This window comes from Glaciimonas sp. OK215, from assembly GCF_057787885.1.
Genome location: NZ_CM173544.1, coordinates 1072768 through 1090627 on the forward strand (window position 1 = coordinate 1072768; position 17860 = coordinate 1090627).

Here is a 17860-nt window from a genome sequence, read left to right on the forward strand (position 1 = left end):
TTTATCTGCTGAGGCTTTCTTCAAATTTCCGTCGTGGCCTTAGCGGTGGTTTGTAAACATCCGGCTAGCCTGCTTTCAATTTGAAGCGCGTGACGCCGTTGCGCAGGCCGTTCGCGGTCAGTGTCAGCTCGTCGATCGCCTGGCCTGACTGGCGCAGCGATTCGACGCTTTGCTGAGCGGCTTCGCCCAATTGCCCCAGCGCCTGGCTGATCTGTTCGGCGCCGACGGCCTGGGTCTGCACACCTTCATTGACCGACTGGAAGCGCAGTGCCAGCGCTTGTACCTGCTGGATGATCTGCGATAACTGGTTGCCGACATTTTGCACATCGGCGATGCCGCGTCGTACTTCTTCGGAAAATTTGTCCATGCCCATCACGCCGGCCGACACCGCGGACTGGATTTCCTTGACCATTTGTTCGATGTCGTAGGTGGCAATCGCGGTCTGGTCGGCCAGACGGCGGATTTCGGTTGCGACGACCGAAAATCCGCGACCGTATTCACCGGCTTTTTCAGCTTCGATGGCGGCGTTCAGCGACAGTAGATTGGTTTGTCCGGCGACTTTGGCAATGGTCGTGACTACCTGATTGATCTTGCCGGCTTTTTCGTTGAGAATCGCGAGTTTGGCATTGACCGAGCCGGCTGCATCCATCACATGGCGCATCGTGTCTTCCATCTGGGTCAGGCCGGCTTGACCGCTGCCAACCAGTCGGGCAGCCTGTTCGGCGCCGGACGAGACTTCATTCATGGTGCCCACCAGTTCTCGCGAGGTGGCAAAGATTTCACGGGAAGTGGCGCCGATTTCGGTGGTGGTGGCGGCAGTTTCGTTGGCTGTGGCTTGCTGCTGTTTGGCGGTCGCGGCGATTTGGACAACCGACGTGGTGACCTGGACCGCCGATTTCTGGGCTTGTCCGACCAGGCCGGTCAGTTCGTCGGACATGCGGTTGAGACCGACTTCGAGCGCATGAAACTCGTCGCGGCGATTGAGGTTGAGGCGCTGCGATAAATCCCCCGAACGGATCACCTCCAGTGCGGCAATCAGTTGCGCCATCGGGCGGGTGACCGCCTGCAGCAGGAAGTAGCTGCAGATGATTGCCGCTGCCAGCGCAATCGCCAGCGCTACCAGCAAGCTGTTCTTGGCGACTGCCACTGTGGCCGCAATTTGCTCTACAGAGCGCACTTCGGACTGCTGGTTGAAGTCGCGCAGCCGGGTAGTGGCGCTCCGCCCCTGTTGCCAGGCGGGCTCGAGCTGCTCGGTAAACATGTTGCGGGCCTGGGCATTCTTTTGCATGTCATCGAGCTTCAACACCTCGGACATGATGCGGTCATAGCGCAAGCGCACGGCTTTGAAAGCATCGAAATTGTTTTTGTCCTGCACCTGGAAGATGGTCTTCTCATAATCCGCGATCAGCTTGTCCATTTTTTCGGCGTCGGCGCGTAAGGCCGCCAGATCCTGCTTGCGCTTTTCAGGCTGGGTATCCAGTGCAATCATCTGCATCGTGACCAGGTGGCTTTGAGACCAGGCCGAGCGAATACCGGTGCTCAATTCCAGGCCCGGCAGGGAGTCGGTCAGGAAGCTGGTGGTTTCGTGTTCGATCGCGGCCAGATTGAAGTAGGTGACACCCGCCATGAGGCCCATTAATGCCAGAATGACAGCAAAACTGACCTGCATTCGTTGCCGAATAGTCCATTGCTTCAAGTGTTACCCCTGTTGTTGGTTGATGATCGTTGCATTTTCGCGATTGACATCGGCGGGTATGCTTTTTGAGTTATTTATTTGGCAACAGTTCGGTATTGGTGAGTTGCTCTGTGGATACAATAAACCAGGAAGATCGAAAACGGGTAAATTTTTAACAATCGCAACGCTGGATTGGCAGTTCAGTTGCGGCAGTGGGTCAACGCGAAGTTCTCGACCCCTTCGTATGAATTCATCATGCGCGCCAGTTCGGAGACCGAGGTTCCCTTCTTGCTGTCGATGGCGACGGCGATGAAATGCCATGTGATGTGCTTGTCCCTGGCGCTGATCGACAACGAGCCCCCCGCAATTTCATAGCCGTGCTCCAACGCCACCTTGCGCAATATTTCCTCGCGTGGGGTAACGCCTTTTTCAAATTCCACTGTAATGGCGACGCCCGCCCGCGACGGCAACCAGCGCTCAAGCCTGGCTACCCATACCATGCACAAGGTGGACAACAGCGTGAGCGATATCGCCGCGACGTAGAACCCGACGCCGACCAGGACCCCAATCGCCGAGGCAGTCCAAATCGACGCTGCGGTGGTGAGCCCCCGGATATTCAAGCCTTCTTTCATGATGACCCCGGCACCAAGAAAGCCGATGCCGGTGACGATCCCCTGCACGACCCGGGTCGGATCCGGATTGACGGGCAGCGAGACCAGTCCTCCATACCAGAGACCGGGGTAACCCACGAACACGGTGAGCCCTGCCGAAGCCATGCATACCAGGCCGTAAGTGCGCATCCCGGCAGCCCGCCCGTGGAATGCACGCTCGTAGCCGACCACCATCCCCAACATCAAGGCGCCCAACAAGTTAAAGAAGATAAGGATATTAGTGGCAACTTCGGGAGCCGACCAATAGGCGGCCAGTGAATCAAGTGAAAGCATGTTCATATATTTTCTTTTAAGTTATTCTTTTCAGTACCCCAAAAATGGGGCGCGAAAAATGTCAGACTGACCATCTCAATGATACCGCTCACCGCCATCGTGCAGACCGTTGAGGTACAAATTCCGGGCGCGTCCGGGTGCTTGTTTCCTCCAATCCACTTGTGCGTTGGCCCGGCTAGCCGGCGCGGGACCGTAGTTGTCCAGTCCCGTTTGATCATAGACGCGTTTAACAAATAATTCTGGCTTCTTCCGTTGCCACTCCTTGAGCGCCTGAATTGGTGTTCGACCGTTGATCGCGCGTTGCGGAATATGGTGGTTGTACAGCTTCAAATAGTTCAGCAAAGTCGTTTCCAGGTCCGTTGCATTATCGAAGCGGGTCTGTTGCAGTATTTCGCTGATTCGGCCATTGAAACGCTCGACCATGCCATTCGTTTGCGGGTGCCGCGGGGGTGCCAGACGATGCTCGATCGAGATGGCGGCGCATGCCACATCAAAGGCATGCTTGCCGCTCGGCTTCTTGTCTTTGGTTGCGAAGCGGTCGGTAAATTGCGAGCCGTTATCGGTCAGAATCTTGACGATCTTGATTGGCGAAGCCAGCTTTAGACGGCGCAGAAAATCGACGCTGCTGGCGTTGGTCATATCGCCATAAATGTGCAGGAATACCCAGCGCGTGGCGCGGTCGATGGCGACGAACAGATAACGCCGTGACGTCTCGTCCGACATCTGCGGCAGGTATTTGATATCGATGTGAACAAAGCCCGGCTCATAGTCTTTGAAGGTCTTCTTGGGAGCGATGGTTTCCCCTTCGGCCTTCGGTATTACGTCTTCCAGCCGTGCCATGCCTTCTCGTTTCAGAAGACGTGCCAGACCGGAACGGGATACTGCCGGATTGATGTATTGCCGGGTAATGTAAAGCAGGTCGTCGAGTGGCAGGTAGAGTGTCTGGCGCAGAGATAAAACGACAGCCTCCTGCGTGGCAGTCAGAGTTGTATGCAAGGTGTGAGCGCGGTGCGAACGATCTTGCACATCATCGCGCTTGAGCCATTTGGCCGCTGTCGCCCGGGTAATGTTGAAGACCTTGGCAGCCTCGCGATCCGAGAGGCCGGAGTTCTTGATCTCCTGGCGGATCTTTGGGGTGGTGCGGGCCTGTGGATGAATTCGTGTACTCATGCTCTCGACTGCTTAAATGATTGTTTCAACTGCTGCCGTGGACGGCCCGCAATCAACTCGCCGAGAACCGCCTTCGCTCGAAACAGAGGCCAGCTACGACGAGGAATATGATCGCACGGGACTAAACACGTAGTGATGCAGATCACGTGCATAATATTGGTCTGACTAATTCTTCTTCGCTGCTATAGGAGCAACAAACATGAGTCCACAAGAAACCCAATCGCTACAGGATTTTCTGAATCAATTAACGCAGGTGCGAGGTATTCCGAAAGATCCGCAAGCCGATGCACTGATTGCCAATGCCGTTGCGCAACAACCGGACGCGGCGTACCTCCTGGTACAGCGCGCACTATTGATGGAGCAAGCGCTGAATACCGCAAAAACACAAATCGCTGCGCTGCAGAGCCAATTACAGGCAACGCAAGCTGCGCCAGCGCGCGGCTTCCTCGACCCCAATGCCTGGGGCAACACGCCGGCTGCAGTATCCCGGCCAGCAGCAGCCCCGATGATGGCGAGTGCCCCGGCGCCAATGCAAGCCCCCGTGATGCAAAGCCCGGCTCCGGCGGCATCACCTGGCTTCTTCGGCGGCGGCATCGGGAGCGCGCTCGGCACCGTCGCGGCCACCGCTGCCGGCGTGGCGGGTGGTGCATTCCTGTTCCAGGGGATCGAACACCTGATGCATCCCAACAGCGGCGCCGGATTGATGAATCAAGCCGGGATGGCGCCGCTGGCGACACCTGTGGAGAACACCACGATCAACAATTATTACGGAAACGATGCGGCAACGGATGACAGCAGTAGCGTGGACGACGTCGCTAGCGACGACTGGAGTGGGGATGATGGATCGTCTGTGATTTGAGGCGCGGCGAATCGGTTTTGCCGTGCCTGCAATTGTGCGGGCCCTGCAGGACTCAGCAACCCGACAGACGCCAACCTGAGGAGGCCGATGATGAGTGATGCACAGGCAACGATCCGTGTTATTCGAAACACTCTTTTCAGAGCCTTCCTCATCGGCCTTGTCTTCGGCTTGCTGTATTTCGGAGCTTACTACGGCTGGCAGGGTTATTGGGACGGGCTCATTGTCGATCGATGGGCACTCATTGACCGACATTCCCTGCACGTCCTCGTGCTGAATTTTTTCGGGCTAATTCGGTTTTATCTTGTCTTTATTCTTCTGACACCGGCGTTAGCCTTGCACTGGACACTTAAGCGTCTCGCGCACTGAGTGGCATGTGTTCGAATTGCCATTCGCTCATGAACAACTCTCCTCTCCCTTGATTGTAGCGCCGCCAATTCCGGGGAGACGATGCACCCCGCCCGCGATTTTCCGCAGTTCTGATTCCCTTTGCTGAATGCCTTCTCATCCGACGCCGCCGGCGCTGCAGAAGACTGTTTCTGCACGTAATTATTTTACTTGGCGATTTATTCACAGACGATTACAATAAATTTGCAACGCAGCAATAATCGGCCTCTCAATCGGCATGTTTATATGGATGCCGGATGCTCGCCGACGGATCACAGCAATCTTCCCGCCATAAAGAGAGAGATTCCGACATGAGTGCCGATAATGTGCAGTTGTATGACGATATGCCAAGGAAAAATACAGAGCTGATTCCTGAGCAGCCTATGGGAATCGCCGATCTGCTGGTGGCCTATCTGGAGCAGATGGAAATCGACTACGTCTTTGGCGTTCCCGGCGGTGCCATTGAACCCCTTTTTAATGCCCTTGCCAGAAGCGCTCGCAGGGGCGGGGTGCGCCACATGCTGGCGCGGCACGAGGCGGGAGCAGCCTTCATGGCCGATGGCTATGCCCGGGAAACCGGCAAGATCGGTGTCTGTTGCGCCACGTCCGGCCCAGGCGCTACCAATTTGATTACCGGTGTCGCTTGCGCCTACGACAACAATATTCCGATGCTGGTCATCACGGCGCAGCCGGCTTTGCCTCTTTTTGGCAAACATCCGTTCCAGGAATCCGCTTGTACCGGTATCAATACCCTGGGTATGCTTCAGCACTGCACCCGCTACAATTCGCTGGTGTCGCACCCGCAGCAGTTTGAGAACAAACTCATGACAGCATTGCAGCGCGCCACCCGGGGCCCCATGGGACCAGTGCATCTGAGTATCCCGGTGGATGTGTTCCGCAGTCCGAGCGCACACCCAACCCCCACCTATGACTTGCGAGCCCTCTTGCAGCCGGCGTCCCTGGTTGACGACGAAGCGCTTGCAAAACTGCTTCCCATGCTGGCCAAAGCCGGAAATATGGTGTTGCTGATTGGCGCGGGTTGCGGCGAGGCCATCGGTTCCATTCTCGAGTTCGCCGATCTGAGCGGTGCTTCAGTGATCACAACGCCAGACGGCAAGGGCCTGGTGAGCCCGCATCACCCGCTGTTTCGCGGCGTATTCGGCTTCGCCGGCCATGCCTCTGCGGAAACGGCCTTGCGCGACGAGTCGGTGGATTTGATCATGGCCATCGGTACCGGCATGGGGGAATGGAGCAGTGCCGGATGGAGCGATAGTTTGATGAATGCACGGCTGGTGCATATCGACGATTCGGAGGAGCACCTGACGCACACCCCGATGGCGGGCTTTCACATGCGGGGGCGCATCCTGTCGATCTTCAACCGCCTTGTCGTGCATATCCATGACGTGCGGCGAGCGGGGAATTTCGCGTATGAACAGCGGCGCCTGGTTCGCAAGCAGCATGGCCTCAGCTGGGAACCGGGTTCCATGCTGGCTACTCCGAACAAGTACGAGAGCAGCGTCATACCGATCCTGCCGCAACGACTGATGCGCGAATTGGGCCGGCTGTTTCCCCCCACCACCCGTTTTCTCGCTGATACCGGGAATAGCACTGCCTGGGCTATTCATTACCTGCAGCCAAGGGACAGGCGCAGATCCGAAAGGCGCCAAGGCGCAGGGGGGACCGCACGCGCGCCGGGGCGACGCAAGACCGATGGCGGGTGGCTGCGGGTTACCATGAACTTTGCCCCGATGGGCTGGGCCATCGGGGCTGCTGTCGGTACTGCGGCCGCGAATCCGAAAGTGCCGGTGGTGTGCATTACCGGCGACGGCAGTTTTCTGATGAATGGCCAGGAAATCTCGGTGGCGGTCGCCGAAAAGCAATCCGTCATCTTCGTCATCCTCAACGACCAGGCCCTGGGAATGGTCAAGCACGGCCAGCGGCTGGCGGGAGCCGAACAGATCGGCTGTGATTTGCCTCCCACCGATTTCGCCGCCATGGCACGCGCCATGGGCGCAGAAGCGCATACGATTCGTGCTCCGGAAGATCTGGCCAAGCTGGATATCGCCGCCATGTGCGCGCGCCAGGGGCCGACGCTGCTGGACGTATTCATCGATCGCGACGAAGTGCCACCCATGAATGTTCGTATGCGCGTTTTGGCCGGCGGCCAATAAGGCATGATTCGCGACAGGGGATAAGATGAGCGACGCAGAAAATCCAAACACCATTCGCAGCAGTATCTGGCAAGAAGAGCCGGAACCGGACAACCCTTTCGCTGCCGCAGCGTGCTATTGCCGGGGTTACGACGTCTACGGCGACTTGCTCGGCAAGGCCCGCTACATCGAATACCTGTATCTCCTTTTCAAAGGTGAGCGTCCAACGCCGGACGCGATTGCCGCGTTGGAGATTCTGGCTGTGGCGCTGGCCAATCCCGGTCCGCGCGATTCCTCGGTGCACGCTGCGATGGCGGCCGGGGTCGGCGGTTCGACTGCCGCCTCGGTTCTGGTGGCGGCGCTTGCCGTCGGCGCCGGTTCCTACGGTGGCGCACGGGAAGTCTTCCTGGCGTTAGAGGCATGGAAGAATAACGGGACTGAACTTGAAACCTGGCGCTCCCGCCTGGCCGCTCCGGCCCCGCCCACGCGTCAGCAAGTGTGGCCTGAGGCTGAACACCCTCCTGGCTTCGATCCCTACGGCAAACACTGTGCCAAGCCCGTGCGCCAGACCCTGTCGCTGCTCGCTGAGACGCTGCCGGCCGGGCATCTGACGTGGCTGGCACAAGAGCGGGAAGCGCTGGAAACGGCCGCCGGCCATCCGTTGGCAATGACCGGCGTAGCCGCAGCAGCGCTTGCCGATCTGGACTTCTCTCCGAGCGAGGGCGAGATGCTTACCCTTTTGCTGCGGCTACCCGGTGCCGCCGCCCACGCCCTGGAACAAGGAAAGCAAGGTTTTCGCCACTTTCCTTTCTTCGCACTGGATCTGGAAAACGATCCCGGCCCTGCTGTCCGGAAGGAGCAAGCATGAGCAACACTTTGCTGGATTACGAAGGTCCCTTACGCACCCGCATGGGCGCATGTTTTCCGGGCGAGCGGGCGGTGTTCCGCGGCCATGATCTGCATGCGGACCTGAAAGACATGGATTGGATCGAGCTGTATACCTTCGGCATCACCGGCCGCCGTTATTCAGCGCAACAAATAACCGTTCTGCACGCTCTCTGGACCTACACCAGCTACCCGGATCCGCGCTTGTGGAACAACCGTGTCGCGGCTTTGGCAGGCAGCGCTCGCAGTACCGGCGCCCTTGGCGTCGCCGCCGCCATTGCTGTTTCGGAGGCCAGTATTTATGGCTGGCAGCCAGAATTCGCCGCGGCGGATTTTCTGGTCCGCGCCCATGACCGCATGCTTGCGGGCGAGTCCCTGCAAACAATTCTGGAGCAGGAGTTGCAGCAGCATCGGCGCATCCTGGGATATGGCCGGCCGGTGGCCACCCTCCAGGTGGACGAACGCATTCCGGCGATTCTCGCCCGTATGGAACACGAACAAATAGCGCAAGGCCCCTATCTGCAATTGGCCTTCGAAATAGAGCGCGGCTTGCTCCGGATGGGGCGGAAGTTACCGATTAACTACGGTGGTGCAGTCGTGGCGATTCCCCTTGATATGGGATTCTCTCCGCGCGAGTGTTACCTGTTCCTGCTGCCTTCATTTATGGCGGGTATGCCTCCTTGTTATCTGGAGGCTAGCCAGCGTCCTGAAGGTGCGACATTTCCGTTGCGCTGTTCCCAGCTGCGTTATGAGGGGCCAGCGCGACGCCTCTGGTAGCAGGAATAAGGTAATAGGCAGTGAGTAGTGTTTTTTTTTGGTGGGGGGATCGAGATACCGGTTGTACATCTCTTGGTGGCATCTGAGTTCCATAAAATAATGGATCGAAAATGAAAAAACACTGGCAATCGCAAGTTCCGTGTGCCGTCGTGCTGTTTCTGAGTAGCGCTGTTGCTGCGGCTCAGCAAAATGCCGAAGAAGACGACTTAGCCCTTTCGTATGGGAATAAAGCGTCCGTCAGCATCGCCACCGGCAGCGAACAGTCCATCTCCCGCGCGCCGGCAGTCGCCTCGGTGATTACCGTTCAGGACATCCAGGCGATGGGCGCGACGAACATGGATCAAGTGCTGGAAAGCGTACCCGGCCTGCATGTCTCGCACTCAGGCCTGTACAACGACCCGATATATTCGTTTCGCGGTATCACCTCCCTATACAACCCCCAGACATTGATGCTCGTCAACGGCATTCCCATCAACGACGCCTTTCTTGGCAACCGCGACCTGGCCTGGGGCGGCGTGCCGATCGAAAACATAGCCCGTATCGAGATCATCCGCGGCCCTGGATCTGCGCTCTACGGCGCCAATGCTTTCGCCGGGGTAATCAACGTCATTACCAAGACTGCAGCCGACATTAATGGTACCCAGTATGGTGTCCGCGCCGGCTCATTCGATACGCACGACGCCTGGCTCCTGCATGGCGGCAAAATGGGTCCGGTGGATGTGGCTTTCTATCTGGGGGGCGGTCATACCAACGGCCCAAATAAGACCATTGACGCTGATGCGCAAACCAGCCTGGATAAAATCTTCGGAACGCACGCCTCCCTGGCCCCGGGGCCGGAGCAGCTTATGCGCGATAATCTGGATATGCAGCTGGATCTGGCCTACGACTTATGGCGTTTCCGTGCCGGTTACCAGGACATGAAAACCGGCACAGGGGTAGGGTTGGCAGAGACTCTGGATCCTCAGGCGCGGGTGAGGGCACACCGCTGGAACACCGATCTGACCTACTCCAATCCGAATTTTTTTCGCAATTGGGATATCACAGCGCAGGCCTCCGTGAAGGATGTTCAGGAACTGCCGGCAGACCCGCCAACGGTGCTGTTCCCGCCAGGAGCGTTCGGCGGGACATTCCCGAGCGGTGTCATCGGCAATCCCGGACACGATGAACGCGACAGTCAAATCAGCCTGTCGGGATTCTATACCGGTTTCGAGAAGCATCGGATCCGGGTCGGTACCGGTTTCCGGATTGAAGACATATACCAGACCAGCGAGAGCAAGAACTTCAGGCTCGTTGCGATCCCCGGTGTGGGGATCGCGTTCGTTCCGTTGGGGAGTCTCGTTGATGTCAGCGGCACCAGCGAGGTATTCCTCACACCCCACAAACGCACTATCAGTTATGCGTTTGCGCAGGATGAGTGGACCCTGGCGAAGGACTGGATCCTGACTGCGGGAGTACGGGATGACCATTATTCCGATTTCGGTAACACCGTCAATCCGCGCCTGGCACTGGTGTGGGATGCTGCTTATAATTTTACGGTCAAGGCCCTGTATGGCAGCGCTTTCCGCGCGCCGTCATTCGCCGAGCAGTACAACATCAATAATCCGGTCACGATCGGCAATCCCAACCTGAAACCGGAAACCATCGTCACGCGTGAACTGGCGTTCGCATGGCAACCCACGCAAGCGCTGCAAACCAACCTCAGCTTCTTCTACTACCGCATGCACAACATCATTCAGTTTGTGCCGAATGCCGACCCGTCGACCGGTTCCACTGCGCAAAATACCGGCGACCAGACGGGGCGAGGCCTGGAACTGGAAGCCATTTGGGATGCCACGCGCACTCTGCGGCTGTCAGGCAGCTATTCGCTGCAACACTCTATCGACCAGGCCAGCGGCCAGGATGCCGGCCTCGCGCCCCGCCAACGGCTGTTCGGTCGCGCCGATTGGCGCTTCGCGCCCTTGTGGCAGCTTGGTACCACGATCAACCATGTGGCCGACCGCAAGCGCCAGCCGGGAGACACCCGCCCTCAGATTGCCGACTACACCACAGTGGATCTGAATTTGCGGAAAGAGAAGTTGTTTGGCAATTGGAGTGTCGATGCACTTGTGCTGAACCTGTTCGACCGGGATGCCAGGGATCCGAGCTTCGCTCCGGGCAACATACCGTTCGATTTACCGCTTCCGGGCCGCACTTTCTATGTGCAGTTTCAACACAAGCTCTGAACCGTCCGTGACTATTCGGCCTCTCAGGATGTCATATGCTGCCGCATTGCGGATCGAGCTCGGCTTGTTCCTGCTGCTGGTATGTACGTTCGGCCGCGCCGGCCCGGACCTCGGCAAGAGCGACAGAACCGTAGAAAGCCAGTTGCCGGATTGGAGTGATAGCGGTACCGAAACACCTGTCATGCGCCATGACCTCTACCCGATCCTCCTGGCCGCCCTGGACGCTCCGCCAAAACGACAGGAGAACTCAGATAACAAAGGCGCGATCGCTGTCATTTACCCGGATATCGCTGAGCCTTATCGCAGCATCTTTGCCAAGATCATCGAAGGCATCGAAGCGCAGACCAGAGTGCAGGTAAACGTTTACCCGATCGGACCGAACAGCAATACGGCCGACCTGAACATGCAGTTGAAGCGCGGCGGCACCAGGGTGGTGATCGCTCTCGGGCGTCAAGGACTGAAGACCGCGGCCGGGTTGGATCGGGACTTCGCGGTGGTGGTCGGCGGCGTGCTGTCGGCTCCCGATAGCGAAGGCCGCAACCTGACGGGCATCAGTCTGACGCCGGACCCGGCCCTGCTGTTCGCGCTCCTGAAAAAACTGCTGCCCGGCACAAAAAGGGTGACTGTCATCTACGACCCGCAACGCAACGAATGGCTAATCAAGCTGGCACGGGAAGCAGCCAAGGCCCAAGGCTTGGAATTGGTAACCCGTGAAGCGCACGACCTGGCCTCGGCGGGACACCTTTACGAAGCCGCTTTCGCCGCAGCCGACAGTCGGCTTGATGCAGTCTGGCTACCCCAGGATGCCACCACAGTGGACGAAGACACGATTTTGCCGCTGGTTCTCAGGGAATCCTGGAGCCGTGGCGTGCCAGTCTTTTCCAGCAGCTTCCTGCACGTCAAGAAGGGCGCCTTGTTCGCCTTGTATCCGAATAACCTGGGACTGGGGCACGACTTGGCCAGTTCCGCCCTCGGCATGCTCGCAGGAGAGTCCCGTAAGCGTGGCCTGTCACCGTTACGCGAGGTGCTTACGGCGGTCAATCTGCGCACCGCCAGTCACATCGGCTTGAACATCGACTATCAGCAGCAACGCAATTTCGATTTCGTTTTCCCGGAACCTTGAACCTGAAAACAGCAGTTGAGCATGTACTAGTTTCGATAAAGGTATGAATGTATGCAGCCCGGCATGGGGTGCAGATGCAATACGCATGGCCGGTCAGTATCTGACGGCTTCTTTCCCCTCATCTTGAGGAACCGATCATGTTGCAAGCCTACTTTCGCCGTACCGGATTTCGCCGCCAGCTGATGATGATTGTCACTGTCTCCATCCTGGGCCTGGCATTGTTCTCCTCCCTGATGAACTCGTGGGAAACCAGCCGACGCATGCGCGGCTATCTGATCGAGCAAGGCCGGCATATCGCTGAAAATCTGGCACGCCAGAGCACACTGGCCCTGCTTTACCATGCCGCCGACAATGTCCGCGAGGAGGTCGCCACCTCGCTGGCGTTCCCGGATGTACTCCAGGTCGAGATCACCGATGCGACCCACAAAATCCTGCTGTCCGAAACCAAGGCCGGCACGATCGTCGATCCGAATCATGGGCTGCGGCCGGAAGTCGCGCTGACCCGGGCCATGCTGGAGCAGGAAACCGATGACGAATGGCGCTTCGGCGCACCCGTCTACCAAGGCCGTGACGTGCTATCGCCGTTCGAACTGCAGGAGCGCAAACCTCAACTCCTTGGATATGTACATATCGTGCTCGGCAAGGGGACCATGAATCGTCTGGTGCTAACTTTGCTGGCTGTCAACCTGGTCGTTACGCTATCCTTCGCTCTCATCCTGCTGGGCGTCATGCACCTTCTGGCGCGCCACCTGATCCGGCCATTGAACGCCTTGTCCGGGCTGATGGGACGCGCCGAGGCTGGCGAGTCGGGCATGCGCGCGGCGCCAGATGGGCCGCGCGACATCATCGACATGGCGCATGCCTTCAACCAAATGATGGCCGTGCTGGAAGAGCGGGAAGCGGAATTGAAACAGTCTCGGGACCAGGCGCTGCACGCCGCGCTGATGAAGGCGCAATTCGCCGCCACCGTCAGCCACGAAGTGCGCACTCCCTTGAGCGGTGTGGTGGGGATGCTGGACATGCTCAAAGAGATGCGCCTCACCAAACCCCAACTGGAATGTGTCGAGGTGGCCTGGAACTCGGCCCACATACTCATTGATTTGATCAACGACATCCTCGATTTCTCCAAGATAGAAGCCAACAAGCTGGTATTGGAGGAGATCGACTTCGACTTGCGCAAGCTGGTGGAGGAGATTCTTGACCTGCTCGCCAAGCAAGCTCACCAAAAGGGGCTGGAGCTGGGCTACCTGCTGGCCCCCGACGTCCCCGATCTGATCAAAGGCGATTCGATGCGCTTGCGGCAGGTGCTGATCAACCTGGTCGGTAACGCGTTGAAATTCACCGAGCATGGCGAAGTGGCGGTGCGCATCTCTTGCACGGCGGACAGCGGCGAGCGCTTCAGCCTGCGGGTCGAGGTGAGCGATACCGGTATCGGCATGGACCAGGATGCGGCCAGCCATGTGTTTGAATCGTTCGCACAGGCGGACAGTGCCACCGCCCGTAAATACGGCGGTACCGGCCTCGGCCTGGCAATTTGCAAGCAGCTGGTGGAACTCATGCATGGCGAGATCGGCATCGTCAGCCAGCCCGGGCAAGGCGCCACATTCTGGTTCACGATCCTTTGCCAACCGGGCGAGGTACAGCCGGTCGCCCCCGCACAGCAAGCCCTGCTCGGGGTGCGGGTGCTGGTGGCGGAAGAAAGCGAGGTCGTACGCAGCTTCCTGCAACAAAACCTGATACGTCACGGGCTGTCTTGCCACGCGGTTGACAGCGGTGCCGAGGCGCTGGCAGAACTGGGCCGGGCTGAACAAGCGCCGTATGCACTGGTCATCATGGACCGCGGCACGACCGACGGCAACGGAGCGGACCTGGCGCGCCATATCCGCTCCGACCCCGCACTATCGAAGACACTTCTGCTGCTATTGGACCGCTACGGCTCGCCGAAGAGCGACAGGCCGCAGGAAGCCGACGGCCATCTGGGTAAACCGTTACGTTTGAATCGCCTGTTGGACGCGATCCGCGATCTGCTGTCTGGCGACGAAGTACGCGCCATCGCAGCGCCTTCGACTGCTCTGCCCCGTGCGGTGGCGACTGCCGCCAGGGAGTACCGGGTACTGGTGGTGGATGATAACCGCACCAATCAAGTAGTGGCCGCCGGCATGCTTGCCATGAGCGGCTGTCATTGCGAATTTGCTTCCAACGGCTGGGAGGCGATCGAAGCCGCTCAGCGCACCCAGTTCGACCTGATCCTCATGGACTGCAATATGCCGGAGATGGACGGTTATGAGGTCACTGCGCGCATTCGCAATTTCGAAGAGCCCGAGGGGCGACGTACAACGATCGTCGCGATGACTGCCAATACCCAGGAGGGAGATGTGGAAAAATGCCTGGCAGCGGGCATGGACGATTACCTGGCAAAACCCATCACCTTGATTGAGCTGCGCAATAAGCTGGAGCGCTGGCTCATCTATGGCACCACGGGCAGCACGACGGAGCAGGCAACGGCATCGATGTCAAGTCTGAGCCTGATCGAGAGTGAATTCAGTCCTCTGGACCGGACGGTATTCGACAAACTGCGGGAAATCCTGGGTCCCGCCCTGCAGCAGGCGGTGACACCCTACCTGGAAGATACGCCGGCCTATCTGGAACAATTGGAAAAGGCAGTCGACCAGGGGGACGCAGAGTCCGTTCGATCCACGGCCCATACCATCAAGGGTAGCAGCAGCAATCTGGGCGCGACCAGCCTGGCCCAGTTCGCCAAGGAAGTGGAGGAGCTGGCGCTGAACCAGCAAATCGATCAAATCCGTCCCCTGCTGCCGCAGTTGCGTTCAGCCTTCGACGACGTCGCCGCGTTGCTGGCTGGCGAGGTGTCGATCGAGACCTATCGCAGTACCAAGCCGGCGGTAGGGAGTGCCCTGGTACTGGTGGTGGACGATGATCGCAGCACCCGCAGCGCATTGCGGTACACCTTGCTAAGGGATGGTTTCCGGGTGGTCGAGGCGGAAAATGGCGTCCAGGCCCTGCGGCTGCTCAAGCGCGTACAGCCAGACGTCATCCTGATGGATGCGGTGATGCCGGTGATGGACGGTTTTACCGCCTGCGCCCGTCTACAGGAGCTGCCCAACAGTCAAAACATTCCGGTCTTGATGATTACCGGTCTGGAGGACAATCTATCGGTAGAGCGGGCGTTCAAAGCCGGCGCCAGCGACTACATTCCCAAGCCGATCCACTTCGCCGTCCTGTCTCAGCGGGTCAAGCGCATCGTCGAGGCCAACCGGGCGGAGAAGCGCGTGCGCGACCTGGCCTTCAACGACTCGTTGACCGGACTGCCGAACCGGGCCATGTTTTTCGACCAGCTAAAGCGCTGCCTCGAGCAAGCGCGGCAGACCGGGGACGGGGTGGCCGTGCTGTTCCTGGATCTGGATCGTTTCAAATACGTGAACGACACCCTCGGCCACGATATCGGAGACCAGCTGCTGATAGCGGTGGCGCAGCGCATTCGGCGCAGTGTACGTATCGTGGACTGTGTGGCGCGCCTCGGCGGTGACGAATTCACCGTGGTGCTGGCCGACATGACAAGTCCGAATGCCGCCACCACCGTCGCCCAGAACATCTGCCGCGCCGTGGCCGCGCCGTTTCTGATCGACGGTCACGACATTTTCGTCAGCGCCAGCATCGGCATCTCGGTCTATCCCCACGATGGCACCGATGTGGGTACCTTGCTGCAGCACGCCGATACCGCCATGTACCGAGCCAAGAAGACCAGCTCCGGCTTCAAGTTTTTCGAACCGTCCATGGAGCATTTGATCTCTGAACAAATGCGTTTGGAAAGCGACCTGCGCGAGGCCTTGAATCGGCAGGAGCTGGAGGTGTTCTATCAACCGCAAATGCGATCCGACACCGGTCAGATCGTCGGTATGGAAGCACTGGTGCGTTGGCACCATCCGACCCGGGGCATGGTCGCTCCCAAAGAGTTCATTCCACTGGCAGAGGAAACCGATCTCATTAACGTTCTCGGCGGCTGGGTTATGCGTACTGCCTGTGCCCAGCTCCAGAGCTGGATCAAGTCCGGTATGCCGGCCATGCGGGTGGCGGTGAATTTTTCCGTCCGACAGCTCCAAACCGACTTCGCCACCACAGTCGAACGCGTCCTGGCGGAAACCGGGCTGCCGCCGCACCTGCTGGAGCTGGAGATCACTGAGGGCACTCTGATGGAAAATGCCGAGGACAATTTACAGGCGCTGCACCGGCTGCGCAACCTCGGGGTGCGGCTGACCATCGACGACTTCGGCACGGGCTACTCCTCCCTGGCTTACCTGAAACGCTTCCCCGTCGATATCATCAAGGTCGACCAATCTTTCGTTAAGGACGTACCCCAAGATCTGGATGACTCCGCCATCGTCAAAAGTATTATCGCGTTGGCGCACAGCTTGCGCCTGGAGGTGGTGGCCGAAGGGGTGGAAAGCGAGGCCCAGTTCCAATTCCTGCGCGATCTTTCCTGCGACATGATGCAGGGTTACTACTTCAGCAAGCCCGTACCGGCAGCGCAATTCGCCCATTTCGTCATGGAGCAAGCCCGCCTCCGGCTGATAGAGCTCCCGGGCCCGAGTACATGATCTTGGAATCGGTCACGCGAAATTAACTGAACCAGCGGAATCACTTTGCATGTGCCGTCGTGGGTGTTGAGGTATTCGAGGGACGCCATCTCCAGGGGCACGCCCAAGTGCTCGAACCACACTCTTACGGCCCTTTCCTTGTCCGAAAGAGCGGGTGCCAGCGCTTCGCAAAAGCGCTGCGCCAAGTTGCTGAGGCCGAAGCGCTCCAGCACTGCCAGTGCGTACGGTAGCACGGCGCTGTCAGGAAGCGCGTGCCGAATGAAGCACCAGTTGGCAAGCGCCACGTGTCGCCGCTCCGCCTCGCTGAGTCCGTCCGCCGCAAGTTCTTTCCAGACCCGCTGCATGGCGCGCTCCCAGTGTGCTCTCCGTTCAGGGCGACGCAGCAGCTCTTCCGGAACGATGACGAGATGTTCAAGGCAGTTGTCCTGGAGTGCCAGGCTCCTGCGGATGTGCGAACTCCAAGGCGCGTAGGTCGCGCAGTCTGTGAGACGCGGCACGCCTTCATTCAGAAACCTGCGAACGTGAAGCAGCTCATGCAGCACGGAGCCGTCGGGGAAACAATCCGGGGCGGGAATCAGCAACTCGGCACCGGTCGGAAATACCTCGCACGCCAAGGGGGGCGGTTGGTCGGGGAAGCCGCGCGCGATGTCTGGAGTGACCCTGACGATGACCTCGACACCGCTTTCCCGTTCGACCTCCTCGGCCAGGCTGCGGATATCAGGGGCGAGGCGGGCGAGGTATTTTGTTTGCATAATTGGCCGAATTCACAGCGTCGTTATGTCTACAACGCCATATGAGTTATTTGCTTGCGCAACAACGCCTTGCCCTGCCGATGCTAGTGCAGTGTGGAGGCGGGCATCTCATTCAATTCTACTTTCATATACCTTCATTTTGTGGGTAGACAGAATGTATTGACCTGCCGCACCAGAATGAAGCCTTGCTACCCATTCCGGTGCGGAACTACCTCACTGAATGTTTGTTGCCCCTCCATTAGCTTCTTCCATAGGTATATGTGAATATGGCACAGTGTTTGCTAGTGGTATATACGATTTAAT

General features: G+C 58.6%; 11 protein-coding genes and 1 pseudogene. 8 read left to right on the forward strand and 4 right to left on the reverse strand.

The window, feature by feature from the left end:
• Positions 1–64 precede the first annotated feature (64 nt).
• The 3 genes and pseudogenes from AC3CHX_RS04795 to AC3CHX_RS04805 form a co-directional block, all read right to left on the reverse strand.
• A complete protein-coding gene (locus tag AC3CHX_RS04795; RefSeq protein WP_488642953.1) occupies positions 65–1696 on the reverse strand; it encodes a methyl-accepting chemotaxis protein in 1632 nt (543 codons plus the stop codon).
• Positions 1697–1875: 179 nt separating this feature from the next.
• Positions 1876–2625 carry an MgtC/SapB family protein gene (locus tag AC3CHX_RS04800; protein ID WP_488642954.1) on the reverse strand — a complete coding sequence of 250 codons (750 nt, stop codon included), beginning with the start codon at positions 2623–2625 and terminating at the stop codon, positions 1876–1878.
• A 192-nt stretch (positions 2626–2817) separates the two neighbouring features.
• A pseudogene (locus tag AC3CHX_RS04805) lies at positions 2818–3789 on the reverse strand (IS481 family transposase); the annotation flags it as partial.
• A gap of 199 nt (positions 3790–3988) precedes the next feature.
• Between AC3CHX_RS04805 and AC3CHX_RS04810 the strand changes: the two are divergent.
• From AC3CHX_RS04810 to AC3CHX_RS04845, 8 genes are all read left to right on the forward strand, one after another.
• Positions 3989–4648 carry a DUF2076 domain-containing protein gene (locus AC3CHX_RS04810; RefSeq protein WP_488642955.1) on the forward strand — a complete coding sequence of 220 codons (660 nt, stop codon included), beginning with the start codon at positions 3989–3991 and terminating at the stop codon, positions 4646–4648.
• Positions 4649–4735: 87 nt separating this feature from the next.
• Positions 4736–5014, forward strand: coding sequence for a hypothetical protein (locus AC3CHX_RS04815; RefSeq protein ID WP_488642956.1), 279 nt, complete (start codon positions 4736–4738; stop codon positions 5012–5014).
• Positions 5015–5343: 329 nt separating this feature from the next.
• A complete protein-coding gene (locus AC3CHX_RS04820; protein WP_488642957.1) occupies positions 5344–7203 on the forward strand; it encodes a thiamine pyrophosphate-binding protein in 1860 nt (619 codons plus the stop codon).
• 25 nt (positions 7204–7228) lie between these two features.
• On the forward strand, positions 7229–8050 hold the full coding sequence (locus AC3CHX_RS04825; protein WP_488642958.1) for a citrate synthase family protein: 822 nt from the start codon (positions 7229–7231) through the stop codon (positions 8048–8050).
• Complete coding sequence (locus tag AC3CHX_RS04830) at positions 8047–8844, forward strand: citrate synthase family protein (RefSeq protein ID WP_488642959.1); 798 nt, start codon at positions 8047–8049, stop codon at positions 8842–8844. Before AC3CHX_RS04825 ends, AC3CHX_RS04830 begins: the two co-directional genes overlap by 4 nt.
• A 110-nt stretch (positions 8845–8954) precedes the next feature.
• A complete protein-coding gene (locus tag AC3CHX_RS04835; protein WP_488642960.1) occupies positions 8955–11066 on the forward strand; it encodes a TonB-dependent receptor plug domain-containing protein in 2112 nt (703 codons plus the stop codon).
• Between the two features lie 28 nt (positions 11067–11094).
• Positions 11095–12189 carry an ABC transporter substrate-binding protein gene (locus AC3CHX_RS04840; protein ID WP_488642961.1) on the forward strand — a complete coding sequence of 365 codons (1095 nt, stop codon included), beginning with the start codon at positions 11095–11097 and terminating at the stop codon, positions 12187–12189.
• 137 nt (positions 12190–12326) lie between these two features.
• Entirely contained in the window at positions 12327–16805 is a 4479-nt protein-coding gene (locus AC3CHX_RS04845) for an EAL domain-containing protein (RefSeq protein ID WP_488642962.1), read from the forward strand.
• On the opposite strand, the gene AC3CHX_RS04850 is transcribed toward AC3CHX_RS04845, so the two are convergent.
• Positions 16709–17557 (reverse strand): hypothetical protein, encoded by an 849-nt coding sequence (locus AC3CHX_RS04850; protein ID WP_488642963.1) that lies wholly within the window; start codon positions 17555–17557, stop codon positions 16709–16711. The two genes, AC3CHX_RS04845 and AC3CHX_RS04850, sit on opposite strands and share 97 nt — an antisense overlap.
• Between the last annotated feature and the right edge of the window lie 303 nt (positions 17558–17860).

What these genes read in the sequence shown, in the direction of transcription:
- AC3CHX_RS04810 (WP_488642955.1), top strand. Translation starts at nt 3,989, where the DNA reads ATGAGTCCACAAGAAACCCAATCGCTACAGGATTTTCTGAATCAATTA.
- AC3CHX_RS04800 (WP_488642954.1), bottom strand. Translation starts at nt 2,625, where the DNA reads ATGAACATGCTTTCACTTGATTCACTGGCCGCCTATTGGTCGGCTCCC.
- AC3CHX_RS04850 (WP_488642963.1), bottom strand. Translation starts at nt 17,557, where the DNA reads ATGCAAACAAAATACCTCGCCCGCCTCGCCCCTGATATCCGCAGCCTG.
- AC3CHX_RS04825 (WP_488642958.1), top strand. Translation starts at nt 7,229, where the DNA reads ATGAGCGACGCAGAAAATCCAAACACCATTCGCAGCAGTATCTGGCAA.
- AC3CHX_RS04830 (WP_488642959.1), top strand. Translation starts at nt 8,047, where the DNA reads ATGAGCAACACTTTGCTGGATTACGAAGGTCCCTTACGCACCCGCATG.
- AC3CHX_RS04845 (WP_488642962.1), top strand. Translation starts at nt 12,327, where the DNA reads ATGTTGCAAGCCTACTTTCGCCGTACCGGATTTCGCCGCCAGCTGATG.
- AC3CHX_RS04815 (WP_488642956.1), top strand. Translation starts at nt 4,736, where the DNA reads ATGATGAGTGATGCACAGGCAACGATCCGTGTTATTCGAAACACTCTT.
- AC3CHX_RS04835 (WP_488642960.1), top strand. Translation starts at nt 8,955, where the DNA reads ATGAAAAAACACTGGCAATCGCAAGTTCCGTGTGCCGTCGTGCTGTTT.
- AC3CHX_RS04820 (WP_488642957.1), top strand. Translation starts at nt 5,344, where the DNA reads ATGAGTGCCGATAATGTGCAGTTGTATGACGATATGCCAAGGAAAAAT.
- AC3CHX_RS04840 (WP_488642961.1), top strand. Translation starts at nt 11,095, where the DNA reads ATGTCATATGCTGCCGCATTGCGGATCGAGCTCGGCTTGTTCCTGCTG.